The sequence below is a fragment of the Enterobacter sp. ku-bf2 genome, assembly GCF_001742765.1.
Classification (GTDB): domain Bacteria; phylum Pseudomonadota; class Gammaproteobacteria; order Enterobacterales; family Enterobacteriaceae; genus Enterobacter; species Enterobacter quasiroggenkampii.
On record NZ_MDVW01000005.1, the window covers coordinates 1 to 26,059 of the forward strand.

23 protein-coding genes and 1 rRNA gene are annotated in these 26,059 nt (G+C 54.7%); 15 read left to right on the forward strand and 9 right to left on the reverse strand.

What is annotated here, in order from left to right; genetic code table 11:
- Positions 1–49 precede the first annotated feature (49 nt).
- Positions 50–1,589 (reverse strand): 16S ribosomal RNA (locus tag BFG58_RS10625).
- Between the two features lie 453 nt (positions 1,590–2,042).
- Between BFG58_RS10625 and BFG58_RS10630 the strand changes: the two genes are divergently transcribed.
- Entirely contained in the window at positions 2,043–2,750 is a 708-nt protein-coding gene (locus BFG58_RS10630) for a FadR/GntR family transcriptional regulator (RefSeq protein ID WP_069719794.1), read from the forward strand.
- On the forward strand, positions 2,747–4,180 hold the full coding sequence (gene mdtD, locus BFG58_RS10635; protein WP_045909349.1) for a multidrug transporter subunit MdtD: 1,434 nt from the start codon (positions 2,747–2,749) through the stop codon (positions 4,178–4,180). The genes BFG58_RS10630 and mdtD overlap by 4 nt, the downstream gene beginning before the upstream one ends.
- Here the strand turns inward: mdtD and rbsR are convergent.
- From rbsR to kup, 7 genes are all read right to left on the reverse strand, one after another.
- Positions 4,146–5,138 carry a ribose operon transcriptional repressor RbsR gene (gene rbsR, locus BFG58_RS10640; RefSeq protein WP_021242654.1) on the reverse strand — a complete coding sequence of 331 codons (993 nt, stop codon included), beginning with the start codon at positions 5,136–5,138 and terminating at the stop codon, positions 4,146–4,148. The genes mdtD and rbsR overlap by 35 nt on opposite strands.
- 3 nt (positions 5,139–5,141) lie before the next feature.
- Complete coding sequence (rbsK, locus tag BFG58_RS10645; RefSeq protein ID WP_069719818.1) at positions 5,142–6,071, reverse strand: ribokinase; 930 nt, start codon at positions 6,069–6,071, stop codon at positions 5,142–5,144.
- A gap of 106 nt (positions 6,072–6,177) precedes the next feature.
- Positions 6,178–7,068, reverse strand: a complete 891-nt coding sequence (gene rbsB / locus BFG58_RS10650) for a ribose ABC transporter substrate-binding protein RbsB (protein WP_008503498.1) — start codon at positions 7,066–7,068, stop codon at positions 6,178–6,180.
- A gap of 27 nt (positions 7,069–7,095) precedes the next feature.
- The gene (gene rbsC / locus BFG58_RS10655) at positions 7,096–8,061 is read right to left on the reverse strand and encodes a ribose ABC transporter permease (RefSeq protein ID WP_021242657.1); all 966 of its coding nucleotides are present in this window, start codon (positions 8,059–8,061) and stop codon (positions 7,096–7,098) included.
- A gap of 4 nt (positions 8,062–8,065) precedes the next feature.
- Positions 8,066–9,571 carry a ribose ABC transporter ATP-binding protein RbsA gene (gene rbsA / locus BFG58_RS10660; RefSeq protein WP_024907897.1) on the reverse strand — a complete coding sequence of 502 codons (1,506 nt, stop codon included), beginning with the start codon at positions 9,569–9,571 and terminating at the stop codon, positions 8,066–8,068.
- Between the two features lie 7 nt (positions 9,572–9,578).
- Positions 9,579–9,998, reverse strand: coding sequence for a D-ribose pyranase (gene rbsD / locus BFG58_RS10665; protein ID WP_008503495.1), 420 nt, complete (start codon positions 9,996–9,998; stop codon positions 9,579–9,581).
- Positions 9,999–10,214: 216 nt separating this feature from the next.
- Positions 10,215–12,083 carry a low affinity potassium transporter Kup gene (gene kup / locus BFG58_RS10670; RefSeq protein WP_069719795.1) on the reverse strand — a complete coding sequence of 623 codons (1,869 nt, stop codon included), beginning with the start codon at positions 12,081–12,083 and terminating at the stop codon, positions 10,215–10,217.
- Positions 12,084–12,305: 222 nt separating this feature from the next.
- On the opposite strand from kup, the gene ravA reads away from it, so the two are divergent.
- Complete coding sequence (ravA, locus tag BFG58_RS10675; RefSeq protein WP_032675673.1) at positions 12,306–13,802, forward strand: ATPase RavA; 1,497 nt, start codon at positions 12,306–12,308, stop codon at positions 13,800–13,802.
- Positions 13,796–15,247, forward strand: coding sequence for an ATPase RavA stimulator ViaA (gene viaA, locus BFG58_RS10680; protein WP_069719796.1), 1,452 nt, complete (start codon positions 13,796–13,798; stop codon positions 15,245–15,247). Before ravA ends, viaA begins: the two co-directional genes overlap by 7 nt.
- Here viaA and asnA read toward each other — a convergent pair whose 3' ends face one another.
- Positions 15,248–16,240: an aspartate--ammonia ligase gene (asnA, locus tag BFG58_RS10685; protein WP_069719797.1), complete on the reverse strand. Its 993-nt coding sequence runs from the start codon at positions 16,238–16,240 to the stop codon at positions 15,248–15,250.
- A 151-nt stretch (positions 16,241–16,391) separates the two neighbouring features.
- Between asnA and asnC the strand changes: the two genes are divergently transcribed.
- The 11 genes from asnC (at position 16,392) to atpG (ending at position 26,031) form a co-directional block, all read left to right on the forward strand.
- Positions 16,392–16,850 carry a transcriptional regulator AsnC gene (asnC, locus tag BFG58_RS10690; protein ID WP_008500198.1) on the forward strand — a complete coding sequence of 153 codons (459 nt, stop codon included), beginning with the start codon at positions 16,392–16,394 and terminating at the stop codon, positions 16,848–16,850.
- A gap of 90 nt (positions 16,851–16,940) precedes the next feature.
- Positions 16,941–17,390, forward strand: a complete 450-nt coding sequence (mioC, locus tag BFG58_RS10695; protein ID WP_069719798.1) for an FMN-binding protein MioC — start codon at positions 16,941–16,943, stop codon at positions 17,388–17,390.
- Positions 17,391–17,764: 374 nt separating this feature from the next.
- Entirely contained in the window at positions 17,765–19,654 is a 1,890-nt protein-coding gene (gene mnmG / locus BFG58_RS10700) for a tRNA uridine-5-carboxymethylaminomethyl(34) synthesis enzyme MnmG (protein WP_014072433.1), read from the forward strand.
- Positions 19,655–19,761: 107 nt separating this feature from the next.
- Positions 19,762–20,385, forward strand: coding sequence for a 16S rRNA (guanine(527)-N(7))-methyltransferase RsmG (rsmG, locus tag BFG58_RS10705; protein WP_069719799.1), 624 nt, complete (start codon positions 19,762–19,764; stop codon positions 20,383–20,385).
- Between the two features lie 616 nt (positions 20,386–21,001).
- Positions 21,002–21,382: a F0F1 ATP synthase subunit I gene (atpI, locus tag BFG58_RS10710; RefSeq protein ID WP_008500194.1), complete on the forward strand. Its 381-nt coding sequence runs from the start codon at positions 21,002–21,004 to the stop codon at positions 21,380–21,382.
- Between the two features lie 8 nt (positions 21,383–21,390).
- Complete coding sequence (atpB, locus tag BFG58_RS10715) at positions 21,391–22,206, forward strand: F0F1 ATP synthase subunit A (RefSeq protein WP_008500193.1); 816 nt, start codon at positions 21,391–21,393, stop codon at positions 22,204–22,206.
- A gap of 49 nt (positions 22,207–22,255) precedes the next feature.
- The gene (gene atpE, locus BFG58_RS10720; protein WP_000429386.1) at positions 22,256–22,495 is read left to right on the forward strand and encodes a F0F1 ATP synthase subunit C; all 240 of its coding nucleotides are present in this window, start codon (positions 22,256–22,258) and stop codon (positions 22,493–22,495) included.
- Between the two features lie 48 nt (positions 22,496–22,543).
- On the forward strand, positions 22,544–23,014 hold the full coding sequence (atpF, locus tag BFG58_RS10725) for a F0F1 ATP synthase subunit B (RefSeq protein WP_003862370.1): 471 nt from the start codon (positions 22,544–22,546) through the stop codon (positions 23,012–23,014).
- 14 nt (positions 23,015–23,028) lie between these two features.
- Positions 23,029–23,562, forward strand: coding sequence for a F0F1 ATP synthase subunit delta (atpH, locus tag BFG58_RS10730; protein ID WP_008500192.1), 534 nt, complete (start codon positions 23,029–23,031; stop codon positions 23,560–23,562).
- A 12-nt stretch (positions 23,563–23,574) separates the two neighbouring features.
- Positions 23,575–25,116: a F0F1 ATP synthase subunit alpha gene (gene atpA / locus BFG58_RS10735; protein WP_003862367.1), complete on the forward strand. Its 1,542-nt coding sequence runs from the start codon at positions 23,575–23,577 to the stop codon at positions 25,114–25,116.
- A gap of 51 nt (positions 25,117–25,167) precedes the next feature.
- A complete protein-coding gene (atpG, locus tag BFG58_RS10740; RefSeq protein ID WP_024907886.1) occupies positions 25,168–26,031 on the forward strand; it encodes a F0F1 ATP synthase subunit gamma in 864 nt (287 codons plus the stop codon).
- The last annotated feature ends 28 nt before the right edge of the window (positions 26,032–26,059 follow it).

The window sequence follows — 26,059 nt, forward strand, 5'->3', positions numbered from 1 at the left end:
TTTTCATCAGACAATCTGTGTGAGCACTRCAAAGGCAGGTTCTTTAAGGTAAGGAGGTGATCCAACCGCAGGTTCCCCTACGGTTACCTTGTTACGACTTCACCCCAGTCATGAATCACAAAGTGGTAAGCGCCCTCCCGAAGGTTAAGCTACCTACTTCTTTTGCAACCCACTCCCATGGTGTGACGGGCGGTGTGTACAAGGCCCGGGAACGTATTCACCGTAGCATTCTGATCTACGATTACTAGCGATTCCGACTTCATGGAGTCGAGTTGCAGACTCCAATCCGGACTACGACGCACTTTATGAGGTCCGCTTGCTCTCGCGAGGTCGCTTCTCTTTGTATGCGCCATTGTAGCACGTGTGTAGCCCTACTCGTAAGGGCCATGATGACTTGACGTCATCCCCACCTTCCTCCAGTTTATCACTGGCAGTCTCCTTTGAGTTCCCGGCCTAACCGCTGGCAACAAAGGATAAGGGTTGCGCTCGTTGCGGGACTTAACCCAACATTTCACAACACGAGCTGACGACAGCCATGCAGCACCTGTCTCAGAGTTCCCGAAGGCACCAAWSCATCTCTGSWAAGTTCTCTGGATGTCAAGAGTAGGTAAGGTTCTTCGCGTTGCATCGAATTAAACCACATGCTCCACCGCTTGTGCGGGCCCCCGTCAATTCATTTGAGTTTTAACCTTGCGGCCGTACTCCCCAGGCGGTCGACTTAACGCGTTAGCTCCGGAAGCCACGCCTCAAGGGCACAACCTCCAAGTCGACATCGTTTACGGCGTGGACTACCAGGGTATCTAATCCTGTTTGCTCCCCACGCTTTCGCACCTGAGCGTCAGTCTTTGTCCAGGGGGCCGCCTTCGCCACCGGTATTCCTCCAGATCTCTACGCATTTCACCGCTACACCTGGAATTCTACCCCCCTCTACAAGACTCTAGCCTGCCAGTTTCGAATGCAGTTCCCAGGTTGAGCCCGGGGATTTCACATCCGACTTGACAGACCGCCTGCGTGCGCTTTACGCCCAGTAATTCCGATTAACGCTTGCACCCTCCGTATTACCGCGGCTGCTGGCACGGAGTTAGCCGGTGCTTCTTCTGCGGGTAACGTCAATYGSTGAGGTTATTAACCTCAMCRCCTTCCTCCCCGCTGAAAGTACTTTACAACCCGAAGGCCTTCTTCATACACGCGGCATGGCTGCATCAGGCTTGCGCCCATTGTGCAATATTCCCCACTGCTGCCTCCCGTAGGAGTCTGGACCGTGTCTCAGTTCCAGTGTGGCTGGTCATCCTCTCAGACCAGCTAGGGATCGTCGCCTAGGTGAGCCGTTACCCCACCTACTAGCTAATCCCATCTGGGCACATCTGATGGCAAGAGGCCCGAAGGTCCCCCTCTTTGGTCTTGCGACGTTATGCGGTATTAGCTACCGTTTCCAGTAGTTATCCCCCTCCATCAGGCAGTTTCCCAGACATTACTCACCCGTCCGCCGCTCGTCACCCAGGAGCAAGCTCCCTGTGTTACCGCTCGACTTGCATGTGTTAGGCCTGCCGCCAGCGTTCAATCTGAGCCATGATCAAACTCTTCAATTTAAGTTTGATGCTCGTGAATTAAACTTCGTAATGAATTACGCATGTTCACTCAGAGACTTGGTATTCATTTATTGTCCGAAGACATTAAGAATCCATGTCACTTTGAGTGCCCACACAGATTGTCTGATAAATTGTTAAAGAGCAGTGCCGCTTCGTTTTCGCTGCGGCGCGGGGTGTGCATATTACGCTTTCCCGCTTCAGAGTCAAGCGTTTATTTTCGCTATTCTCTGCTGACCCGGCGGCGTGTGTGCCGTTGTTCCGTGTCAGTGGAGGCGCATTATAGGGAGTTATTCCGGCGTGACAAGAGGAAATTTAAAAAAAGTTTCTATCCGTGTTTTTTTTCACCAGCAGCGGTGAAATCAAGCTACAAATTGTTCTATTTGATGTATCTGCAACCACAATCACATTCGAGGTGGCATAATTATCAGCATGAATCTTTAAGGAATAAAAGCGATGCCATTAAGCGCACAACAGCTGGCCGCCCAAAAAAACCTGTCGTATGTGCTGGCAGAAAAGCTGGCGCAGCGAATTTTAGCGGGTAAATATGCCCCGGGTAGCATCCTGCCGGGTGAAATGGAGCTGGGTGAGCAGTTTGGGGTGAGCCGTACCGCGGTTCGCGAGGCGGTGAAAACCCTGACGGCAAAAGGTATGGTGCTTCCACGCCCGCGTATTGGCACACGCGTGATGCCACAGAGTAACTGGAATTTTCTCGATCAGGAGCTGCTCTCCTGGTGGATGACGGAAGATAACTTTCATCAGGTTGTCGATCACTTTCTGGTGATGCGCAGCAGTCTTGAACCTCAGGCATGTCTGCTTGCCGCCACGCTTGGCACGGCAGAGCAAAAAGCGCAGCTTAACGCATTGATGGAAGAGATGGTGTTCCTGAAAAAACACTTCAACCGCGAACGCTGGGTTGAAGTCGATATGGCCTGGCATGAACATATCTATATGATGAGCGCCAATCCGTTCCTCACCTCGTTTGCCTCATTATTCCATTCGGTGTACCACACTTACTTTACCTCTATTACACAAAACGACGTGGTAAAACTGGAATTGCATCAGGCGATAGTAGATGCCATTCAGGAAAGCGACGGGCAGCGAGCCCTGAGTGCGTGCCAGGCATTACTGGCTGCGCCAACCCACCAGCAGGTAAATAGATGACAAAGAAAAAAGCGCGCAGCATGGCCGGATTGCCGTGGATTGCAGCCATGGCGTTTTTTATGCAGGCACTGGATGCCACCATCCTCAACACCGCGCTTCCCGCTATTGCGCAAAGCCTTAACCGCTCCCCGCTGGCAATGCAATCCGCCATCATCAGCTACACCCTGACGGTCGCAATGTTAATTCCGGTTAGCGGCTGGCTGGCCGACCGCTTCGGTACCCGCAGAGTTTTCATGCTGGCCGTAACACTCTTTACGCTCGGTTCGCTGGCCTGTGCGCTCTCCTCGTCCTTAACGGAACTGGTTATCTTCCGCGTATTACAGGGCATTGGCGGCGCGATGATGATGCCCGTGGCGCGCCTTGCCTTATTACGAGCCTACCCTCGAAGCGAACTGCTTCCCGTGCTCAACTTCGTCACCATGCCGGGACTGGTCGGCCCGATACTTGGCCCGGTACTCGGTGGCGTGTTTGTCACCTGGGCAAGCTGGCACTGGATCTTCCTGATTAATATTCCGATTGGCGTTGCGGGGCTGCTGTATGCCCGCAAATATATGCCGAACTTCACCACGCCAAGACGCAGCTTCGACATGGGGGGCTTTTTCCTGTTTGGCCTGAGCCTGGTGCTTTTCTCCAGCGGGATGGAGCTGTTTGGCGAGAAGATCGTCGCGACATGGATGGCGCTCTCCGTTATCCTCGCCGGGATTCTGCTGTTCCTTCTTTATATACGTCATGCGCGCCGTCACCCGACGCCGTTAATCTCTCTTGGGCTCTTCAACACCCGAACCTTTTCCGTCGGGATCGCGGGAAACATTGCCTCGCGTCTGGGAACCGGCTGCGTACCGTTCCTGATGCCACTGATGCTGCAGGTCGGTTTCGGCTATCCGGCCCTGATTGCCGGCTGCATGATGGCCCCTACGGCGATGGGCTCGATTCTGGCAAAATCGACCGTGACGCAGGTGCTACGCTGGTTTGGCTATCGCAAGACGCTGGTTGGCGTGACGGTCTTTATCGGTCTGATGATTGCACAGTTCTCGCTGCAGTCCGCCTCGCTTCCCGTCTGGATGCTGATCCTGCCGCTGTTTGTGCTAGGCATGGCGATGTCGACGCAATTCACATCAATGAACACCATCACTCTTGCGGATCTGACCGACGAGAACGCCAGTAGCGGCAACAGCGTGCTGGCAGTCACCCAGCAGCTGTCGATCAGTTTAGGGGTGGCCGTGAGCGCGGCGGTACTGCGGTTTTATGAAGGTTTCGACAGCGCGAACACCGTCGAGCAGTTCCACTATACCTTTATCACCATGGGCGCACTCACCGTCGTTTCAGCGCTGGTCTTTATGCTGTTAAAACCGAAAGATGGCCGTAACCTGATAAAAGAACGCCATAAGGCGAAAGCTAAACCGAACCCCGTTCCATCAGAACAGGAGTAAGCTGCAGGCGTTGCTGCTGCAGCGTGGGCTGAGCCATTCGGTGGATCAACACATCGATGGCCAGCTCGCCCAGCTCATCTTTTGGCTGATGGATGGTGGTGAGCGGCGGCGTCATATAGCTGGCCAGCTCAATATCATCGTAGCCGATTACCGCCATATCGTGGGGAACACGCAAACCGGCCTGATATAACGCCTGATAGGCGCCAAACGCCATGGCATCGTTGCCGATAAACACCGCCTGCGGACGCTGCGGCTGCGCCAGCAGCGTCTGCATCGCTTCAAAACCACCGTGAAACTCAAAATCACCGGTAATACGGTACCCTTCCGGCACGGAAAGGCCCGCCCGCGCCATCGCGGCGAGATACCCTTCCAGTCGCAAACGCGCCGGGGTTTTGTCCAGCGGACCGGTAATACAGGCGATGCGGGTATAGCCTTTATCGATCAGATACTGAGTGGCCATATCGCCCCCCAGCAGGGAGTTATCCTGAATGAGGTCGCTGGTGCCGTCGAACGGCGCCCAGTCCATCATCACCGTGGGAATGGAGGGGTAGCGCTGGATAATCTCTTTCGAGGGCTGGTGCGTTTCGGTACACAGCAGCAGTAGCCCGTCGACGCGTTTTTGCATCAGCGTTTCCAGGTTACGGTTCATGCGCTGCTCGTCCCCTTCGGTATTGCACAGCACCAGGCTGTAGCCACGCTCGAAGCAGCTGCGCTCCACGCCGCGAACCAGCTCAGAATAAAAGGGATTGGTACTGGCGGTGATCAACATACCGATCGTACGCGTCTGGTTGAGCTTAAGGCTGCGCGCCAGCGCAGACGGCGCATAGTTGAGATCTTTTACTGCCGCTTCGACTTTTTCCCGAATCGCCTCGCTGACGAAGCGATCGTTATTAATGACGTGAGACACCGTCGAGGTAGAAACGCCCGCCAGGCGAGCGACATCTTTCATTGTGGCCAAGCGTTACCCCTGCTGACTTAAGAATTCATCGATCTCTTTACGCCACGGAACGGAAGGCTGGGCGCCCTTGCGCGTCACCGCAATCGCGGCAGCCGCATGCGCGAAGCGGATCGCATCATCCATACTCTTGCCTTCCAGCAGCGCGGTCACCAGTGCACCATTGAAGGTATCTCCCGCTGCAATGGTATCAATCGCCTTCACCTTAAAGCCCGGCACGCGACGGCCTTCACCGTTTACGCTTGCCCATACCCCACGGCTGCCCAGGGTGATGATCACCGTTCCGATGCCTTTGTCGTGCAACGCACGCGCGGCTCGCGCGGCATCATCATCGTTTTCAACGCGAATGCCCGTCAGCTTTTCGGCTTCGGTTTCGTTCGGCGTGATGATGTCCACCAGCGCCAGCAGCTCGTCAGATAATACACGGGCAGGGGCCGGATTAAGTACGACAGTGGTATGATTTTCATGCGCGATGTTGGCCGCGGCCAGCACGCTTTCAACCGGTGACTCCAGCTGCATGAGCAGGGTTTCCGCTCCGGCGATGATTGCACGTTGCGCTTCTACGCGCTCCGTCGTCAACGCTGCATTAGCGCCAGCATGAATACCGATAACATTCTCACCTTCTGCGTTGACGAAAATCAGCGCCACGCCGGTAGACTCCCCTGCAACAACGCTGACCGGTGCGATATCAATGTTGTCGCTTGCCAGCTGCTTGCGTACGCGCTCACCGGTATCGTCATCGCCCGTGCAGGCGATAAACGCAATATTCGCTCCGCTGCGCCCAGCGGCAACGGCCTGGTTTGCCCCTTTACCGCCAAAAGCGACCTGATACTGGCTACCCGTGACGGTCTCGCCCGGTGCAGGGAACGATTCAAGGTTAAGAATGTGATCGGCATTGATACTGCCAAGGACGACGAGGTTGCCTGCGGTTTTCATGGTTGGGTTGTCCATCTGAGAGCGCCACCGGTGTTACCCGGTGGCGTATGCCACACTTTTCTTTATTGGTGTCCCTCAGGCCGCCAGTGACGACCTGATTCGCCTTTTACTGCTTGATAACCAGCTTCAGGTCAACAGGGTATTTAGCCTGAACTTTTTCGCCCTTCAGCACTTTGTCGGCAGTTTCAACGCCAGTGGCGCCAATCTGCTCAGGCAGCTGAGCGATGGTCGCAGCCAGTTTGCCATCGTTTACTGCTTTTTCACCATCCGGCGTGCCGTCAAATCCGACAACCATCACATCAGATTTACCTGCAGTCTGCAGGGCACGCAGCGCGCCCAGCGCCATTTCGTCGTTCTGCGCGAAGACCGCCTGTACGTCAGGATGTGCGGTCAGCAGGTTCTGCATGACGTTCAGACCTTTAGTACGGTCGAAGTCCGCAGGCTGGCTGGCCAGTACGTTGAATTTATGCGCTGCAACCGCCTGCTGGAAGCCTTCGCCACGCTCGCGGGCGGCAGACGTACCGGCAATCCCCTGCAGTTCGATAACTTTCGCGCCTTCGCCTGCTTTCTTCGCAATGTAGTCACCCGCGATTTTGCCGCCCAGCACGTTGTCAGACGCGATATGGCTCACCACGTCGCCTTTGGTTGCCTGACGGTCCAGGGTGATCACCGGAATTTTCGCCTGGTTTGCCATCTTCACGGCGTTGCCTACGGCATCAGAATCGGTTGGGTTGATCAGCAGAATTTTGGTGCCACGAACGGTTAAGTCCTGAACGTTAGCCAGCTCTTTCGCCGGGTTGTTCTGTGAATCCAGTACCACCAGGTTGTAGCCCAGTTTATCCGCTTCTTTCTGCGCACCGTCCTTCAGGGAGACGAAGAACGGGTTGTTCAGCGTAGAGACAACCAGCGCGATGGTATCTTTCGCCATGGCGTTAGCACTTACGGTTGCGCTCAGCGCGACAGCGGAAACCAGGGTAGCCAGTTTTTTCATGTTCATATCTAAGATGTCCTGTAGTGTCGTCAGTTACTGTTTTTTGTTGTCTACCAGTACCGCCAGCAAAATCACCACTGCCTTAACGATCATCTGGTAATAGGAGGAAACACCTAACAAATTCAAACCATTATTCAGGAAACCGAGAATCAGTGCGCCGATCAATGTCCCAACAATGCGACCTTTACCGCCCGCCAGACTCGTACCGCCCAGAACCACTGCTGCAATAGCATCCAGCTCATACCCCGTACCCGCCGTCGGCTGCGCGGAAGAGAGGCGCGCCACTTCGATGATGCCCGCCAGTGACGCCAGCAGACCACACAGGGAGTACACGATGACTTTAACTTTATTAACGCTAATCCCGGACAGGCGCGTTGCCGCTTCGTTACCGCCCAGCGCATAGATGTAACGGCCCAGACGGGTATGGTGCAGCATGTACCACGCCGCCAGGAAGACGATAGCCATGATCCAGACCGGGGTCGGGACACCCAGCGGGCGACCTATACCGAACCAGCCAAACAGATCGGCGTTATCGGTGAAGCCGGTATTGACCGGGCTGCCGTTGGTATAAACCATGGTCACCCCGCGCAGCAGCAGCATCATCACCAGCGTCGCGATGAACGCCTGAACGCGGCCTTTTGCCACAATCACGCCGGTGACGGCGCCAATCGCCGCGCCTGCCGCCAGGGCCGCGGCCACGGCCACCAGCGCGTTAACTTCAATCCCGACAAGCGAAGCGGCGATCGCGCCGGTGAGGGCCAGCAGGGAACCGACGGACAGATCGATCCCTGAGGTCAAAATCACCAGCGTCATGCCGACCGCCATAATGGCGTTCACCGACGTCTGCTGCAGAATGTTGAACAGGTTATTTACGGTGAAGAAATTCGGGCTCATGGTCGACACAATCGCGATCAGCACCAGCAGGGCAATCAGCGATTTTTGCTCCATCAGCCACGCCTTTGTAAAATAGCGGCGACCAGAAACAGCCTGGGTTGTCATCTTCTTACTCCTGATTCACGCGATTAAGCTTGCCCACAGCGGCAGCCATCAGAACTTCCTGGGTGGCCTGCTCGCGAGTGAATTCACCGCCGAGATGCCCTTCATGCATGACGATAATACGATCGCTCATGCCTAATACTTCTGGCATCTCGGAAGAGACCAGAATGATGCTCAGACCGTCGGCCTTGAACTGGTTAATCAGCTGATAGATCTCTTTTTTCGCCCCCACGTCCACGCCGCGGGTTGGCTCGTCGAGGATCAACACTTTCGGGCGCGTCATCAGCCCGCGCGCAATCGCCACTTTCTGCTGATTCCCGCCGGACAACAAGCCAATCGCCTGCTCCATCGACGGGGTTTTAACGTTAAAGAGACGGATGAAATCGCTGACCGCCTGCTGCTCGTCTTTATGCTTCAGGCTGCCGCCGCTGTGGCTGAAATAGCGCAGCGCAGTCAAGGACATGTTCTCTTTTACCGACATGCCCAGCACTAAGCCGTCGCGTTTGCGGTCTTCGGAGATATAGACGATGCCGTTCGCCAGACCATCCTGCGGGGAGCGGGTGACCACTTCATGGCCGTCGAGGGTGACATAACCGCTGGTGCGCGGCAGTGCGCCGTACAACACTTTCATCAGCTCGGTACGTCCCGCGCCCATCAGGCCCGCCACGCCCAGGATCTCGCCCTGGCGCAGGGTAAAGGTGACGTCGTTCACACCCGGACCGCAGAGGTTGTCCACCTTCAGGCGGATCTCACCCGGCGCTTTATCCAGATGCGGGTACTGATCTTCCAGCTTACGTCCTACCATCATTTCGATGAGCGTATCTTCGGTCAGCGTGGCCACTTCGCGCTCAGCAATAAACTGCCCGTCGCGGAAGACGGTGACGTCATCGCAGATTTCAAAGATCTCTTTCATACGGTGAGAGATATAGACAATCCCGCGCCCCTGCGATTTCAGCTCGCGGATAACGCGGAACAGGGATTCGGTTTCGGTATCGGTCAGGGCGTCGGTCGGTTCATCCATAATGATGACCTTCGACTCAAAGCTCAGCACCTTCGCGATTTCCACCATCTGCTGATCGCCGATGGAGAGATCGCCGACCAGGCGGTCGCTCTTAAAGCGCAGGTTCAGCTTCGCCAGCAGCTTGTCGGCTTCGGCATACATGGTTTTCCAGTCGATCTTGCCGAAGCGGTTCACGAACTCACGGCCGAGGAAGATGTTCTCCGCAATGGTGAGCTGTGGGATCAGGTTCAACTCCTGGTGAATAATGCCGATGCCCGCTTCCTGAGAGGATTTCGGGCCGTTAAAGGTGGTCTCTTTACCCAGCCAGAGGAGCGAACCGGCATCGCGTTGATAGATACCGGTCAGCACTTTCATCATGGTGGATTTGCCGGCGCCGTTTTCGCCCACCAGCGCCATTACGCGCCCGGGGTAAACGTTCAGCGCCGCGCCGGAGAGGGCTTTTACGCCCGGGAACGACTTATCGATCCCTTTGAGTTGCAGTAATGCGTCCATGATGGCCTCAGAAGGTGACGCCAGCACAGAGAATGATATTCGCATACGGGGAACACTCCCCGCTGCGAATCACCGCCTGACTGTCTGCGGTTTGTTGTTTGAATTGTTCGTGCGTTGTGTAACGAATTTCGATGGTGTTTCCCTGGTGTTGTTGCAGCTGCTCAAGATGGCTGAGCAACGTTTCGTGGAGTTGCGGATTATGTTGTTTGATTTCCGCCGCGAGAATGGCCGCCTCAACCTGCATCTCCGCGGTCACCACGTCCAGTACCTGCATAAACGAAGGTACGCCCTGCGTTAACGCCATATCGATACGGGTTGTGCTGCGCGGAACCGGTAAGCCTGCATCGCAAACCACCAGCGTATCGGTATGCCCAAGACGGGAAATAACCGATGAGATTTCTGAGTTGAGTACAGTGCCTTTCTTCATTTTCTTGCTCCACTAGCGAAACGTTTCGCTAAAAGAAGTGTAGCCTCAGAAATGTTCAGAAAACCACCATGACGTAACAGATTTGTGATCGACGTCGAAACGTTTCGCTAAGTGAAATATTGATGGGAGAAATTGCCCGCCGGCGCTTCGCTTGCACGGGCCTACGGGTTGGGTAGGCCGGGTAAGCGAAGCGCCACCCGGCATTTTCGAAAGGACTTAAATCTCGACCTGCGTACCCAGCTCTATCACGCGGTTAGGCGGGATCTCAAACTGGTCAGGCGCGCGCAGGGCGTTACGCTGCAGGATCAGGTACAGCTTGCCGCGCAGGCGCAAATACCACGGGCGCTTGCCGATGATCAGCGACTCGTGAGACATAAAGAACGACGTCTCCATCATCCGGCAGCTCAGCCCTTCCAGACCGCAGCGGTGGAACACCTCTTCCACGTTTGGCGTTTCACGCCAGCCGTAGCTCGCCACCACACGCCAGAATGTCGGAGAGAGCTGCTCGATTTGCACGCGACGCACGTTATGAACGTAAGGCGCATCTTCGGTGCGCAGCGTCAGCAGGATCACGCGCTCGTGCAGCACTTTGTTGTGCTTGAGGTTATGCATCAGCGCGAACGGGATGACGTTCAGGGCGCGAGACATGTACACCGCAGTGCCCGGCACGCGGACCGGCGGAGATTTCTCCAGCGAAGCGATCATCGCCTCCAGAGAATTCCCGTGCTCATGCATGCGCCGCAGCAGGCGGAAACGCTCGCTTTTCCAGGTGGTCATGACGATGAACATCACCAGACCCAGCGTCAGTGGCAGCCAGCCGCCGGAGACAATCTTGTCGAGGTTCGCGGAGAACAGCGGCACGTCAATACACAGGAAGCCCACCAGAATCATCGCCACGAGGAATTTATTCCAGTGCCAGTTTCGGTACGCCACCGTAGTGGAGAGAAGCGATGTCAGCACCATCGTACCGGTTACTGCAATACCGTACGCCGCCGCCAGGTTGCTGGAGTGCTCGAAGCTGACGATAACAATCACAACCGCGAGATAGAGCAGCCAGTTAACGAACGGGATGTAGATCTGGCCCGACTCCATCTCTGAAGTATGGATGATGCGCATCGGCGAGAGATACCCCAGACGCACGGCCTGGCGCGTCAGAGAAAACACGCCGGAAATCACCGCCTGAGAGGCAATGACGGTCGCCAGCGTCGCCAGGATCAGCATCGGCACCAGCGCCCAGTCAGGCGCCAGCAGGAAGAACGGGTTCTTTATCGCTTCCGGATTTTTGAGCAACAGCGCGCCCTGGCCAAAGTAGTTCAGCACCAGCGACGGCAGCACCACAATAAACCAGGCCACGCGGATAGGCAGTTTCCCGAAGTGACCCATGTCAGCATACAGCGCTTCAACGCCGGTAATGGAGAGCACGACCGCCCCCAGCGCTACGAAGGAAACCACTTTGTATTCGAGGAAGAAATGCACGGCCCAGTAGGGGTTCAGCGCATGCAGCACTTCCGGGTTAGCAATAATGCTGCGCAAGCCAAGCGCGGCCAGGATCAGGAACCAGGCCAGCATAATTGGTGCAAACAGTTTACCCACCAGCCCGGTACCGTGCTTCTGGATCACAAACAGCAGCGTCAGCACGATTATGGCCAGCGGGACCACCCACGTATCAAGCTGCGGCGCAATGATCTCCAGCCCCTCTATCGCCGAGAGGACCGAAATCGCGGGCGTGATAACCACCTCGCCATAGAAGAAGCTGCCGCCAATCAGGCCGATAATCACCAGCACGGAGGTCATTCTGGCGGAGGTGTTGCGCCCTGCAAGGGACATCAGGGTCAGGATACCGCCTTCGCCCGCGTTATCAGCGCGCATAACGAAGGAAAGATATTTAACAGAAACCACCAGGATCAGCAGCCAGAAGATGAGGGACAGGAAGCCAAATACGGCATCGCGCTCAACACCAAAGCCAAACTGGCCGGACAGACATTCACGAAGCGTATAAAGCGGGCTGGTGCCAATATCACCGTAGACAACCCCGATCGCCGCAAGCGTTATTGCGGGTAATGATTGCTTATTATCAGTGCTCATAGACTAGTCTTTTCGTTTGAATAACAAATGTGTTCCTGGTCCCTTGGCCCACAAAAAGCGCACAGTATGCACGATTCAATGCAAAATCGTACCCCTAAATGCAACCGCATTAATGTAGCGCAAAGAAAATTGCGCCGCACTTCAGTCTATTACCAGCCCTGACTGAAACGTCTATACTCGCTTCAATTGGCCGCCACGACGGCGAAAGGATGCAAAACTATTATGGCTCACTCACATTTATTAGCAGAAAGAATTTCCCGCCTCAGCAGCGCGCTGGAGAAAGGCCTTTTCGAGCGTAGCCACGCCATTCGCCTCTGTTTACTGGCGGCGTTGAGCGGTGAAAGCGTGTTTCTGCTAGGGCCGCCGGGCATCGCCAAAAGCCTGATTGCCCGCAGGCTTAAGTTTGCTTTTCAGAACGCCCGCGCGTTTGAATACCTGATGACCCGCTTTTCTACCCCGGAAGAGGTGTTTGGCCCCCTTTCCATTCAGGCGCTGAAAGATGAAGGGCGCTACGAGCGTTTGACGGCGGGGTATCTGCCTGAGGCAGAAATTGTCTTTCTTGATGAGATCTGGAAAGCGGGACCGGCCATTCTGAACACCCTGCTCACGGCGATAAACGAACGTCGGTTCCGTAACGGCGCCAGTGAAGAGAAAATCCCGATGCGCCTGCTGGTGGCCGCCTCTAACGAACTGCCCGAAGCCGACAGCAGCCTGGAAGCGCTGTATGACCGTATGCTCATCCGCCTGTGGCTGGACAAAGTACAGGATAAGTCTAACTTCCGCTCCATGCTGATCAGCCAGCAGGATGAAAGTGAAAACCCGGTATCCGCTTCGCTGCAGGTGACGGATGAAGAGTATTACCAGTGGCAGCAGGATATTGGCAAAATCACATTGCCGGACGCGGTATTCGAGCTGATCTATCTGCTGCGTCAGCAGCTTGATCATCTTCCTTCTGCGCCCTATGTCTCCGATCGCCGCTGGAAAAAAGCGATCCGCCTCTTGCAGGCCAGCGCCCTGTTTAGCGGCCGCGATGCTGTTGCCCCCATCGATCTGATCCTGCTGAAAGATTGCCTCTGGCACGACGCGGAAGGCATGAATCTGATGCAGCAGCAGCTTGACGTTTTGATGACCGGACACGCGTGGGGACAGCAGGCGATGCTCAACCAGCTGGGGGCGATTGCCCAGCGGCGTATCCAGCTTCAGCAGCAGCAAAGTGATAAAACCGCGCTGAAAGTGAATCGCCTGGGGGGGATGTTCGCCCGCAAACCGCACTATGAATTACCCGCCGAACTCACCAGCCCGACGCTGACCCTGCTGCTCCAGCAGCCGCTCAAGCTGCATGATATGCAGGTGGTGCACGTGACGATTGAGCGCGAAGCGCTGGCGCAGTGGCTGGATAAGGGCGGAGAGATCCGCGGAAAGCTCAACGGTATCGGTTTCGCGCAGCCGCTGAATATGGAAGTCGACAGCAGCCAGCACCTGGTGATCCGCGACGTCAGCCTGCAGGGCTCGCGTCTCGCGCTTCCGGGAACCGCCTCTGACAGCGTTCCCGAAGAGATTAAGCAGCAGCTGGACGCGCTGGATACCGAATGGCACCAGCAGCACACCCGCTTTAGCGAGCAGCAAAAATGCCTCTTTATTCATAGCGACTGGTTAGGTCGCATTGAAGCCAGCCTGCAGGACGTCAGCGCGCAGATTAAACAGGCGCGTCAATGCTAACTCTGGATACGCTTAACGTCATGCTGGCCGTCAGCGAGGAAGGGTTGATCGAAGAAGTGGTCATAACCCTTCTGGCTTCGCCGCAGCTGGCAGCCTTCTTTGAAAAATTTCCGAAGCTCAAAAAGGCGATGACGGACGATCTTCCGCGCTGGCGCGAAAATTTGCGTCAGCGCTTCAGGGAGACCGAAGTTCCGCCTGAGTTAAAGGAAGAGGTGGCCTGCTATCAGCAGTGCCAGCGGCTCTCCACGCCGCAGTTTATCGTCCAGCTTCCGCAAACCCTGACGTTGCTCGACAAGGTCCACTCCCCGTTTGCCAGCCAGGCCCGGGGGCTGGTCACGGACAACGCCACGTTTACTCCCGCACTGCACACCCTCTTTTTACAGCGCTGGCGTCTCAGCCTGGTGGTGCAGGCCACGACGCTAAACCAGCAGCTGCTGGATGAAGAGCGCGAACAGCTGCTCAGTGAAGTTCAGGAACGCATGACCTTAAGCGGCCAGCTTGAGCAGGTGCTGGTGGAAAATGAGAACGCGGCAGGGCGTCTCTGGGATATGAGCGCCGGCCAGCTCCGGCGCGGGGACTATCAGCTGATCGTCAAATACGGCGATTTTCTGACGCAGCAGCCCGAGTTGATGAAGCTTGCAGAACAGCTGGGACGCTCAAGGGAGGCGAAGTCAGTTCCAAAGAAAGACGCCCCGATGGAAACCTTCCGCACCCTGGTGCGTGAACCGGCCACCGTTCCGGAGCAGGTCGACGGGCTCCAGCAGAGCGATGATATTCTGCGTCTGCTGCCCACGGAGCTGAGCACGCTGGGGATGACCGAGCTGGAGTATGAGTTTTACCGTCGGCTGGTGGAAAAACAGCTCCTCACCTACCGGCTGCACGGCGAAGCCTGGCGTGAGAAAATCAGCCAGCGGCCGGTCGTTCATCAGGATTTTGATGAACAGCCGCGCGGACCCTTCATCGTTTGCGTGGATACGTCCGGCTCGATGGGTGGGTTTAACGAGCAGTGTGCAAAAGCATTCTGTCTGGCGCTGATGCGCGTGGCGCTCGCCGATCGCCGTCGCTGCTTCATCATGCTGTTCTCCAGCGAAGTCGTAGGCTATGAGCTGACGAACCAGCAGGGGATCGAGCAGGCAATCCGCTTCCTGAGCCAGCGTTTTCGCGGCGGCACCGATCTGGCCAGCTGTTTTCGCAGCATCGTTGAGCGGATGCAGGGCGGCGACTGGTACGACGCTGACGCGGTGGTGATTTCCGATTTTATCGCCCAGCGGCTGCCGGATGACGTGATAAATAAAGTGAAGGAATTACAGCGTGTGCATCAGCACCGTTTTCATGCGGTGGCGATGTCCGCCCATGGAAAACCCGGCATCATGCGCATCTTCGATCATATCTGGCGCTTTGATACCGGGTTGCGCAGCCGCCTGCTTAGACGCTGGCAGCGTTAATTACAGAAGAGAGCCGACGCTTTCGCGAACCTGCTGAGGCCAGACGCCACACTGAACCTGACCAATATGGGGCAGTTGAAGTAGCAGCATGGTCAGACGGGACTGGCCGATACCGCCGCCAATCGTCTGCGGCATCTCCCCACGCAGCAGCGCCTGGTGCCACTCCAGTTTGAGACGATCTTCATCACCGGTCACCGCCAGCTGGCGCTTCAGCGCGTCAGCATCCACGCGGATCCCCATAGAAGAAAGCTCGAATGCGTCTTCCAGTACCGGGTTCCAGACCAGAATATCGCCGTTCAGACCGGCAAATTCACCCTCACCGGTGGTGCTCCAGTCATCATAATCTGGCGCACGAACGTCATGGCACTTACCGTCAGACAGCTTGCCGCCGATCCCAATCAGGAACACCGCACCCAGCTCTTTAGCAATCGCGCGCTCGCGGCCTTTGGCATCCAGATCCGGGAAACGGGTCAGCAATTCCTGGCTGTGCACAAAGTGGATCGTATCCGGCAGGAACGGTGCCAGACCAAACGCTTTGCTTACGGCCGCTTCGGTTGCTTTGATCCCGGCGTAGATCGCCTCAACGGTGGATTTCAGCGTGCCGACATGACGCTCGCCATCACCCATCACGCGCTCCCAGTCCCACTGGTCAACATAAACGGAATGAATCGGAGAAAGGCGGTCTTCATCGGGGCGAAGGGCTTTCATGTGCGTGTAGAGCCCTTCGCCCGCGCTGAAGTCGTGTTGCCCCAGGGTTTGACGCTTCCATTTCGCCAGTGAATGAACCACTTCGAACTGAGCATCTGGCAGTGTTTTCACTTTCACCTGTACCGCTTTTTCGCATCCAGAGAGGTTATCCTGCGTCCCGTCACCCACGCGGCTGAGGATCGGCGCCTGGACTTCAATCAGCCCAAGCTTCTCTTCCAGCTGGCGGGAAAAATGGGATTTTACGAAACTGATCTGGCGTTGTTTTGCGATGTAAGCGGTTTTCATTATTTATACTCCTGCGTCCTGTTGATATTGATTAAGCAACAGAAATGGCACCTTATTCAATAACCCATCAACAAAAAGCCACCTTCACTTTTGATTCGATAATATAAGGCGCTAGAATAGAGTGATTCATTAATCTTCATAAGAAAAAGCTATGGAAAATTATCAGATCGACAATCTCGACCGCGGCATTCTGGAGGCGTTAATGGCCAATGCCCGTACCGCCTACGCCGAACTGGCGAAACAGTTTGGCGTCAGCCCGGGAACCATTCACGTTCGCGTAGAGAAGATGAAGCAGGCAGGGATCATCACCGGTGCACGCATTGACGTCAGCCCGAAGCAGCTGGGTTACGACGTCTGCTGCTTCATCGGCATCATTCTTAAAAGCGCCAAAGACTACCCTTCCGCCCTGGCGAAACTGAACGCGCTGGATGAAGTCACCGAGGCGTACTACACCACCGGGCACTACAGCATCTTTATTAAAGTCATGTGCCGATCCATCGACGCGCTCCAGCAGGTACTTATCAACAAGATCCAAACAATCGATGAAATTCAGTCCACCGAGACCCTGATCTCCCTGCAAAACCCGATCATGCGTACCATCCGCCCGTGATCGGGCAAATCCATTCCCACATTTTCCACAGGTAGATCCCAGCTCGTTCACAGCGTACAATGGCCGTCTCTTTATCTGGGCGAGCGATCAATGGCGGACATTACCCTTATCAGCGGCAGCACCCTGGGTGGTGCAGAATACGTAGCGGAACATCTGGCTGAAAAGCTGGAAGAGGCGGGCTTTTCCACGGAAACCCTGCACGGCCCGTTGCTGGAAGATCTCCCGACTGATGGGGTCTGGCTGCTGATCACCTCTACGCACGGCGCGGGCGATCTGCCGGATAACCTGCAACCTTTATATGACGAACTGCTGGAACAGCAGCCCGATCTGTCAAACGTCCGTTTTGGCGCAGTAGGGATCGGCAGTCGTGAATATGACACCTTTTGCGGGGCAATAGAGAAAGTCGAAACCGCTGTGACCTCCTGCGGAGCAAAACAGCTGGGTGAAACACTCAAGATCAACATCCTCGATCATGACATTCCGGAGGATCCAGCCGAGATCTGGCTCGCGGAATGGAAAAATTTACTCAAAAACGATTAAAGATCGCGCGAACAGATGTGGATAACTCTGGTTAAAAGCTCGTATTAACCCGTAGTTATCCAAAGAACAACCGTAGCGTCGTTTTTGGCCTGTGTATAAAGTCGCGATCTGATCCCAGCTTATACGGTCCAGGATCACCGTTCATTCACAGCAAACGATCCTTTCTAACTGCATGATCTTCTTTATGAGATCGGACTTATCCACATGGGTTCGCGATCCTAATAAGAGATCACAATAGAACAGATCTCTAAATAAAAAGATCTTCTTTTTAATAGCCCAGGATCCCAATGCTTTCTCGAAAGACTAAAGTTGAGTAGAATCCACGGCCCGGGCTTCAATCCATTTTCATACCGCTTTACGCGAGGCAGACCACCATGTTTTATCAGGATCCTTTTGACGTCATCATCATTGGCGGGGGTCACGCAGGCACTGAGGCCGCAATGGCCGCAGCGCGAATGGGTCAGCAGACCCTGCTTTTGACACACAATATCGACACGCTGGGACAAATGTCCTGTAATCCGGCGATTGGCGGCATTGGGAAAGGACACCTGGTAAAAGAAGTGGATGCACTTGGCGGCCTGATGGCGAAAGCGATCGATCATGCCGGCATCCAGTTTAGGATACTAAACGCGAGCAAAGGGCCTGCTGTTCGAGCGACCCGTGCACAGGCAGACCGCGTACTTTACCGTCAGGCGGTACGTACCGCGCTGGAGAACCAGCCGAACCTGATGATCTTCCAGCAGGCGGTCGAAGATCTTATCGTTGAGAACGATCGCGTCGTAGGCGCGGTGACCCAGATGGGCCTCAAATTCCGCGCCAAAGCCGTGGTGTTGACCGTGGGGACATTCCTGGACGGTAAAATTCATATCGGCCTGGATAACTACAGCGGTGGTCGTGCTGGCGATCCGCCGTCTATTCCCTTGTCTCGCCGTCTGCGCGAACTGCCGCTGCGCGTTAGCCGCCTGAAAACCGGTACGCCGCCGCGTATTGATGCGCGTACCATTGATTTCAGCGTGCTGGCGCAACAGCACGGTGATAACCCAATGCCGGTCTTCTCGTTCATGGGCAATGCGGCACAGCATCCGCAGCAGGTGCCGTGCTATATCACGCATACCAACGAGAAAACCCATGATGTGATCCGCAATAACCTCGATCGCAGCCCGATGTACGCTGGCGTGATCGAAGGGATCGGTCCGCGCTACTGCCCGTCGATTGAAGACAAAGTGATGCGCTTTGCCGATCGCAACCAGCACCAGATCTTCCTGGAGCCGGAAGGGCTGACCTCAAACGAAATTTACCCGAACGGCATCTCCACCAGCCTGCCGTTCGACGTGCAGATGCAAATTGTTCGCTCAATGCAGGGTATGGAGAACGCAAAAATCGTTCGCCCTGGCTACGCTATTGAGTACGATTTCTTCGATCCGCGTGACCTGAAGCCGACCCTGGAGAGCAAATTCATCCACGGTCTGTTCTTCGCGGGTCAGATTAACGGCACCACCGGCTACGAAGAAGCGGCTGCACAGGGCCTGCTTGCCGGCCTGAACGCTGCGCGCTTCTCTGCCGAGAAAGAAGGCTGGGCACCCGGCCGTTCTCAGGCGTACCTGGGCGTGCTGGTTGACGATCTCTGCACGCTGGGTACCAAAGAACCGTACCGTATGTTTACCTCTCGCGCAGAATATCGCCTGATGCTGCGTGAAGATAACGCCGACCTTCGTCTGACCGAAATGGGCCGCGAGCTCGGCCTGGTCGATGACGAACGCTGGGCGCGCTTCAACGAGAAGCTGGAGCGCATTGAACAGGAACGTCAGCGTCTGAAAACCACCTGGGTGAATCCGCAGGCGGAAACCGCTGCTGAAGTAAACGCTCACTTAACCGCGCCGCTGTCGCGCGAGGCCAGCGGTGAAGATTTGCTGCGCCGTCCTGAAGTCACCTACGAGAACCTGGTCAAACTGACCGCGTTCGCGCCGGGCCTGGAAGATGCTGAAGCGGCGGAGCAGGTTGAGATCCAGGTGAAGTACGAAGGTTACATCGCGCGTCAGCAGGATGAGATCGAAAAACAGCAGCGTAACGAAAACACGCTGCTGCCGGAAATGCTGGACTACCGCCAGGTGACGGGCCTTTCCAACGAAGTGATCGCTAAGCTGAACGATCACAAACCGGTATCGATCGGCCAGGCTTCCCGCATCTCGGGCGTGACTCCAGCGGCGATTTCGATCCTGCTGGTGTGGCTGAAAAAGCAGGGCATGCTGCGCCGTAGCGCGTAAAGCCTTGAAATTGCCCGGTGGCGCTGCGCTTACCGGGCCTACTGAACTCCGTAGGGCGGGTAAGCGAAGCGCCACCCGCCACTTAAGTCTCTCAACAGGTATTCACCGTGCTCAACAAACTCTCTCGTCTGCTGGATCAGGCAGGTATTTCGCTCACCGATCACCAGAAAAATCAGCTGGTGGCCTATGTCGATATGCTGAACAAATGGAACAAAGCGTACAACCTGACGTCTGTTCGCAACCCCAACGAGATGCTCGTTCGCCACATTCTCGACAGCATCGTGGTTGCCCCCTGGCTGAAAGGTGAACGCTTTATCGACGTGGGGACGGGCCCTGGTCTGCCGGGTATTCCGCTGTCGATTGTTCGCCCTGAGAGCCATTTCACGCTGCTGGACAGCCTCGGCAAACGCGTGCGATTTTTACGTCAGGTACAGCATGAGCTGAAGCTTGAGAACATCACGCCCGTGCAGAGCAGGGTAGAGGAGTTCCCGGCAGAGCCGCCGTTTGACGGGGTTATCAGCCGCGCATTTGCGTCGCTCAACGATATGGTGAGCTGGTGCAAACACTTACCTGCGGAGAACGGCCGCTTTTATGCGCTGAAAGGGCAGTTGCCAGGCGATGAGATTGAACAGCTTCCGGACGGTTTTGCTGTCGAGTCTATTGAGAAATTAGAGATTCCTCAGCTCGAAGGTGAACGTCACCTGGTGATAATTAAGCCAAACAATTTTTAAAAAATTAATAAAAAATGTGGAATTCGTGCTGTTCTTATCATGTTAAAAAACAGCACAACTAGCGGGGATTTTTCGGGCAGCTTTTAACCTCTGCTTCACTAAGGTTTTTCTTCCGGTTAACGAAGTAACTATTATTCACCGAGAAGATAGTCATCTGTGAAAATATAAGTCTGCTAAAAGTGGAAGGCAGTAACCAGAACGCAATGTTAATTATTTATTAAGAATGTCAATAAAAGGTTTTTATTGTGTACTGGGCTGTTTTGAAAATAGTTACGACGTTTTGCTTTTAATTTCATAAAGATAAATTTCCGCGATTTGCGCCTTTGATAAATACAACCTTATTGCAAATGTGTGTTTTGTGATCTCGTGCACGCTTTATCGTCAACGTTTTCGCGCTGTTTGCAGTTTTGGTCGAAGGTTGACGCTTTCAGCGAAAGTTAAAAAATAGCGGTGGGGAAAAATATTTAAACATTTATTCACCTTTTCGCTACTTAATGTTTGAAATCACGGGTGCGCACCGTATAATTTGACCGCTTTTTGATGCTTGACTCTGAGCCTTAAAGGACGTTTTATACGACACGCGGCATACCTCGAAGGGAGCAGGAGTAAAAACGTGATGTCTGTGTCGCTCTTGAGTAGAAACGTTGCTCGTAAGCTTCTGTTCATTCAGTTTCTGGCTGTGATAGCAAGTGGACTGCTGTTTAGCCTCAAAGACCCCTTCTGGGGCATCTCCGCCGTGTGCGGGGGTTTGGCGGTTGTGCTGCCAAACGTGTTGTTTATGATTTTTGCCTGGCGTCATCAGGCGCATACACCTGCCAAAGGCCGCGTGGCCTGGTCCTTCGCCCTCGGCGAAGTGTGTAAGGTGTTGCTGACCTTTGCTCTACTGGTGATGGCGCTGGCGGTTTTGAAAGTGGTCTTCATGCCGCTGATAGCAACGTGGGTTTTGGTGCTGGTGGTACAAGTTCTGGCTCCAGCTGTAATCAATAACAAAGGGTAAAAGGCATCATGGCTTCAGAAAATATGACGCCGCAGGATTACATAGGTCACCATCTGAATAACCTTCAGCTGGACCTGCGTACATTCTCGCTGGTGGATCCACATAACCCCCCGGCCACCTTCTGGACGATCAACATCGACTCCATGTTCTTCTCGGTGGTTTTGGGTCTTCTGTTCCTGGCCATGTTCCGCGGTGTTGCTAAACGAGCGACCAGCGGTGTACCAGGGAAATTCCAGACCTTCATCGAAATGATCATCGGCTTCGTCCATGGCAGCGTCAAAGACATGTACCATGGCAAGAGCAAGCTGATTGCTCCGCTGGCGCTGACCGTGTTCGTTTGGGTCTTCCTGATGAACCTGATGGACCTGCTGCCAATCGATCTGCTGCCGTTTATCGGCGAGCACATCTTCGGCCTGCCTGCACTGCGTGTGGTACCGTCTGCGGACGTGAACATCACCCTGTCGATGGCGCTGGGCGTGTTTATCCTGATTCTTTTCTACAGCATCAAAATGAAAGGCGTAAGCGGCTTTGTGAAAGAGCTTACCTTGCAGCCGTTCAACCACTGGGCGTTTATTCCGGTCAACCTGATCCTGGAAGGCGTTAGCCTGCTGTCCAAACCTGTTTCACTGGGTCTGCGACTGTTCGGCAACATGTATGCGGGTGAGCTGATTTTCATTCTGATCGCGGGTCTTCTGCCGTGGTGGTCACAGTGGGTTCTGAATGTGCCGTGGGCCATTTTCCACATCCTGATCATTACGCTGCAAGCCTTTATCTTCATGGTTCTGACGATCGTCTATCTGTCGATGGCGTCTGAAGAGCACTGATTTTTTACCAACACTACTACGTTTTAATTGAAACAAACTGGAGACTGTCATGGAAAACCTGAATATGGATCTGCTGTACATGGCTGCCGCTGTGATGATGGGTCTGGCGGCTATCGGTGCTGCGATCGGTATCGGCATCCTCGGGGGCAAATTCCTGGAAGGCGCTGCGCGTCAACCTGATCTGATTCCTCTGCTGCGTACTCAGTTCTTTATCGTTATGGGTCTGGTGGATGCTATCCCAATGATCGCTGTAGGTCTGGGTCTGTACGTGATGTTTGCTGTCGCGTAGTAGTAGTTTTAAAACCCTAAGCCACAGATATTAAAGAGGTATTGTGCTGTGAACATGAACGCAACAATCCTCGGCCAGGCCATCGCGTTTATTCTCTTTGTCTGGTTCTGCATGAAGTATGTATGGCCGCCTTTAATGGCTGCCATCGAAAAACGTCAGAAAGAAATTGCTGACGGTCTGGCTTCTGCAGAACGCGCTAAGAAAGATTTGGACCTTGCACAGGCCAACGCGACAGACCAGCTGAAAAAAGCGAAAGCGGAAGCTCAGGTTATCATCGAACAGGCTAACAAACGCCGTTCGCAGATCCTGGACGAAGCCAAAGCTGAAGCAGAACAGGAACGTACTAAGATCGTGACACAGGCTCAGGCTGAAATTGAAGCTGAGCGTAAACGTGCTCGTGAAGAACTGCGTAAGCAGGTTGCGATTCTGGCTGTTGCTGGCGCCGAGAAGATCATCGAACGTTCCGTGGATGAAGCTGCTAACAGCGACATCGTGGACAAACTTGTCGCTGAACTGTAAGGAGGGAGGGGCTGATGTCTGAATTTGTTACGGTAGCTCGCCCCTACGCCAAAGCAGCTTTTGACTTTGCTATCGAACACCAAAATGTCGATCGCTGGCAGAATATGCTGGCGTTTGCCGCTGAGGTGACGAAAAACGAACAAATGGCCGAGTTGCTTTCCGGTGCGTTAGCACCTGAAACCCTCGCCGCGTCGTTTATCGCCGTGTGCGGAGAGCAACTGGATGCCAACGGCCAGAACCTGATTAAGGTGATGGCAGAGAATGGTCGTCTCCGTGTGCTCCCGGATGTTCTCGAGCAGTTTGAGCACTTACGTGCCCTTAGTGAAGCTACCGCTGAAGTCGAAGTGACTTCTGCGACTGAACTGAGTGACGAACAGCTTGCGAAAATTACCGCCGCGATGGAAAAACGTCTGTCACGCAAAGTTAAGCTGAATTGCAAAATCGATAAGTCTGTAATGGCAGGCGTAATCATCCGCTCGGGTGATATGGTCATTGATGGCAGCGTACGCGGCCGTCTTGAGCGCCTTGCAGACGTCTTGCAGTCTTAAGGGGACTGGAGCATGCAACTGAATTCCACCGAAATCAGCGAACTGATCAAGCAGCGCATTGCTCAGTTCAATGTTGTGAGTGAAGCTCACAACGAAGGTACTATTGTTTCTGTAAGTGACGGTGTTATCCGCATCCACGGCCTGGCCGATTGTATGCAGGGTGAGATGATTTCCCTGCCGGGTAACCGTTACGCTATCGCACTGAACCTGGAGCGCGACTCCGTTGGTGCAGTTGTGATGGGTCCATACGCTGACCTCGCCGAAGGCATGAAGGTTAAGTGTACTGGCCGTATTCTGGAAGTGCCGGTTGGCCGTGGCCTGCTGGGTCGCGTTGTTAACACCCTGGGTGCGCCAATCGACGGTAAAGGTCCGGTTGAGCACGATGGCTTCTCCCCAATCGAAGTTATCGCACCGGGCGTTATCGACCGTCAGTCCGTAGATCAGCCTGTTCAGACAGGTTATAAGTCCGTTGATGCCATGATCCCAATCGGTCGTGGTCAGCGTGAACTGATCATCGGTGACCGTCAGACCGGTAAAACCGCGATGGCTATCGACGCCATCATCAACCAGCGTGACTCCGGCATCAAATGTGTGTACGTGGCCATCGGCCAGAAAGCGTCCACCATTTCCAACGTGGTTCGTAAACTGGAAGAGCACGGCGCACTGTCTAACACCATCGTTGTGGTGGCGACCGCGTCTGAATCTGCTGCACTGCAATACCTGGCGCCATACGCCGGTTGCGCAATGGGCGAATACTTCCGTGACCGCGGTGAAGATGCGCTGATCGTATACGATGACCTGTCTAAACAGGCTGTTGCTTATCGTCAGGTTTCCCTGCTGCTCCGTCGTCCACCTGGACGTGAAGCGTTCCCTGGCGACGTATTCTACCTCCACTCTCGTCTGCTGGAGCGTGCTTCCCGCGTTAACGCGGAATACGTCGAGAACTTCACCAAAGGTGAAGTGAAGGGTAAAACGGGCTCTCTGACCGCTCTGCCGATCATTGAAACCCAGGCGGGTGACGTTTCTGCGTTCGTTCCGACCAACGTAATCTCCATTACCGATGGTCAGATCTTCCTGGAAACCAACCTGTTTAACTCCGGTATTCGTCCGGCAGTTAACCCGGGTATCTCCGTATCCCGTGTTGGTGGTGCTGCTCAGACCAAGATCATCAAGAAACTGTCCGGTGGTATCCGTACCGCGCTGGCACAGTATCGTGAACTGGCTGCGTTCTCTCAGTTCGCATCCGATCTGGACGAAGCAACCCGTAAACAGCTGAGCCACGGTCAGAAAGTGACCGAGCTGCTGAAGCAGAAACAGTACGCACCAATGTCTGTTGCTCAGCAGGGCCTGGTTCTGTTCGCGGCTGAACGCGGTTACCTCGAAGATGTGGAACTGGCGAAAATCGGTAGCTTCGAAGCCGCTCTGCTGGCTTACGTCGACCGTGATCACGCTCCGCTGATGCAAGAGATCAACCAGACCGGTGGCTATAACGACGAAATCGAAGGCAAGCTGAAAGCTATCCTCGATTCCTTCAAAGCAACCCAATCCTGGTAATCGTCCGGCGGCTTGTCTCAGGACAAGCCGCCTGGCATTGAGGAGAAGCTCATGGCCGGCGCAAAAGAGATACGTAGTAAGATCGCAAGCGTCCAGAACACGCAAAAGATCACTAAAGCGATGGAGATGGTCGCCGCTTCCAAAATGCGTAAATCGCAGGATCGCATGGCGGCCAGCCGTCCTTATGCAGAAACCATGCGCAAAGTGATTGGTCACCTTGCAAACGGTAATCTGGAATATAAGCACCCTTACCTGGAAGAACGCGACGTTAAGCGCGTGGGCTACCTGGTGGTGTCGACCGACCGTGGTCTGTGTGGCGGCTTGAACATTAACCTGTTCAAAAAACTGCTGGCGGATATGAAAGCATGGTCTGAAAAAGGCGTTCAGTGCGATATCGCAATGATCGGCTCTAAAGGCGTCTCTTTCTTTAATTCCGTTGGTGGCAACATTGTCGCTCAGGTGACCGGTATGGGTGATAACCCGTCCCTGTCCGAACTGATCGGCCCGGTTAAAGTGATGTTGCAGGCTTATGATGAAGGCCGTCTGGACAGACTGTACGTTGTCAGCAACAAATTCATTAACACCATGTCTCAGGTTCCAACGCTCACTCAGATGCTGCCGTTACCGGCATCAGAAGATGGCGAGCTGAAGCAAAAAACCTGGGATTACCTGTATGAACCCGATCCGAAACCGCTGCTGGATACCCTGCTGCGTCGTTACGTTGAATCTCAGGTTTATCAGGGCGTTGTAGAAAACCTGGCCAGCGAGCAGGCCGCACGAATGGTGGCGATGAAAGCCGCGACCGATAATGGCGGCAGCCTGATTAAAGAGCTGCAGTTGGTTTACAACAAAGCTCGTCAGGCCAGCATTACTCAGGAACTCACCGAGATCGTCTCGGGGGCCGCCGCGGTTTAACCAGGTTTACGAATTACGTAGAGGATTC

Excerpts from the sequence above, each read along its gene's own strand:
- BFG58_RS10630 (WP_069719794.1), top strand. The coding sequence starts at position 2,043 with ATGCCATTAAGCGCACAACAGCTGGCCGCCCAAAAAAACCTGTCGTAT.
- mdtD (WP_045909349.1), top strand. The coding sequence starts at position 2,747 with ATGACAAAGAAAAAAGCGCGCAGCATGGCCGGATTGCCGTGGATTGCA.
- rbsK (WP_069719818.1), bottom strand. The coding sequence starts at position 6,071 with ATGAAAACCGCAGGCAACCTCGTCGTCCTTGGCAGTATCAATGCCGAT.
- rbsB (WP_008503498.1), bottom strand. The coding sequence starts at position 7,068 with ATGAACATGAAAAAACTGGCTACCCTGGTTTCCGCTGTCGCGCTGAGC.
- rbsC (WP_021242657.1), bottom strand. The coding sequence starts at position 8,061 with ATGACAACCCAGGCTGTTTCTGGTCGCCGCTATTTTACAAAGGCGTGG.
- rbsA (WP_024907897.1), bottom strand. The coding sequence starts at position 9,571 with ATGGACGCATTACTGCAACTCAAAGGGATCGATAAGTCGTTCCCGGGC.
- rbsD (WP_008503495.1), bottom strand. The coding sequence starts at position 9,998 with ATGAAGAAAGGCACTGTACTCAACTCAGAAATCTCATCGGTTATTTCC.
- kup (WP_069719795.1), bottom strand. The coding sequence starts at position 12,083 with ATGAGCACTGATAATAAGCAATCATTACCCGCAATAACGCTTGCGGCG.
- ravA (WP_032675673.1), top strand. The coding sequence starts at position 12,306 with ATGGCTCACTCACATTTATTAGCAGAAAGAATTTCCCGCCTCAGCAGC.
- viaA (WP_069719796.1), top strand. The coding sequence starts at position 13,796 with ATGCTAACTCTGGATACGCTTAACGTCATGCTGGCCGTCAGCGAGGAA.
- asnA (WP_069719797.1), bottom strand. The coding sequence starts at position 16,240 with ATGAAAACCGCTTACATCGCAAAACAACGCCAGATCAGTTTCGTAAAA.
- asnC (WP_008500198.1), top strand. The coding sequence starts at position 16,392 with ATGGAAAATTATCAGATCGACAATCTCGACCGCGGCATTCTGGAGGCG.
- mioC (WP_069719798.1), top strand. The coding sequence starts at position 16,941 with ATGGCGGACATTACCCTTATCAGCGGCAGCACCCTGGGTGGTGCAGAA.
- mnmG (WP_014072433.1), top strand. The coding sequence starts at position 17,765 with ATGTTTTATCAGGATCCTTTTGACGTCATCATCATTGGCGGGGGTCAC.
- atpI (WP_008500194.1), top strand. The coding sequence starts at position 21,002 with ATGTCTGTGTCGCTCTTGAGTAGAAACGTTGCTCGTAAGCTTCTGTTC.
- atpB (WP_008500193.1), top strand. The coding sequence starts at position 21,391 with ATGGCTTCAGAAAATATGACGCCGCAGGATTACATAGGTCACCATCTG.
- atpE (WP_000429386.1), top strand. The coding sequence starts at position 22,256 with ATGGAAAACCTGAATATGGATCTGCTGTACATGGCTGCCGCTGTGATG.
- atpH (WP_008500192.1), top strand. The coding sequence starts at position 23,029 with ATGTCTGAATTTGTTACGGTAGCTCGCCCCTACGCCAAAGCAGCTTTT.
- atpA (WP_003862367.1), top strand. The coding sequence starts at position 23,575 with ATGCAACTGAATTCCACCGAAATCAGCGAACTGATCAAGCAGCGCATT.
- atpG (WP_024907886.1), top strand. The coding sequence starts at position 25,168 with ATGGCCGGCGCAAAAGAGATACGTAGTAAGATCGCAAGCGTCCAGAAC.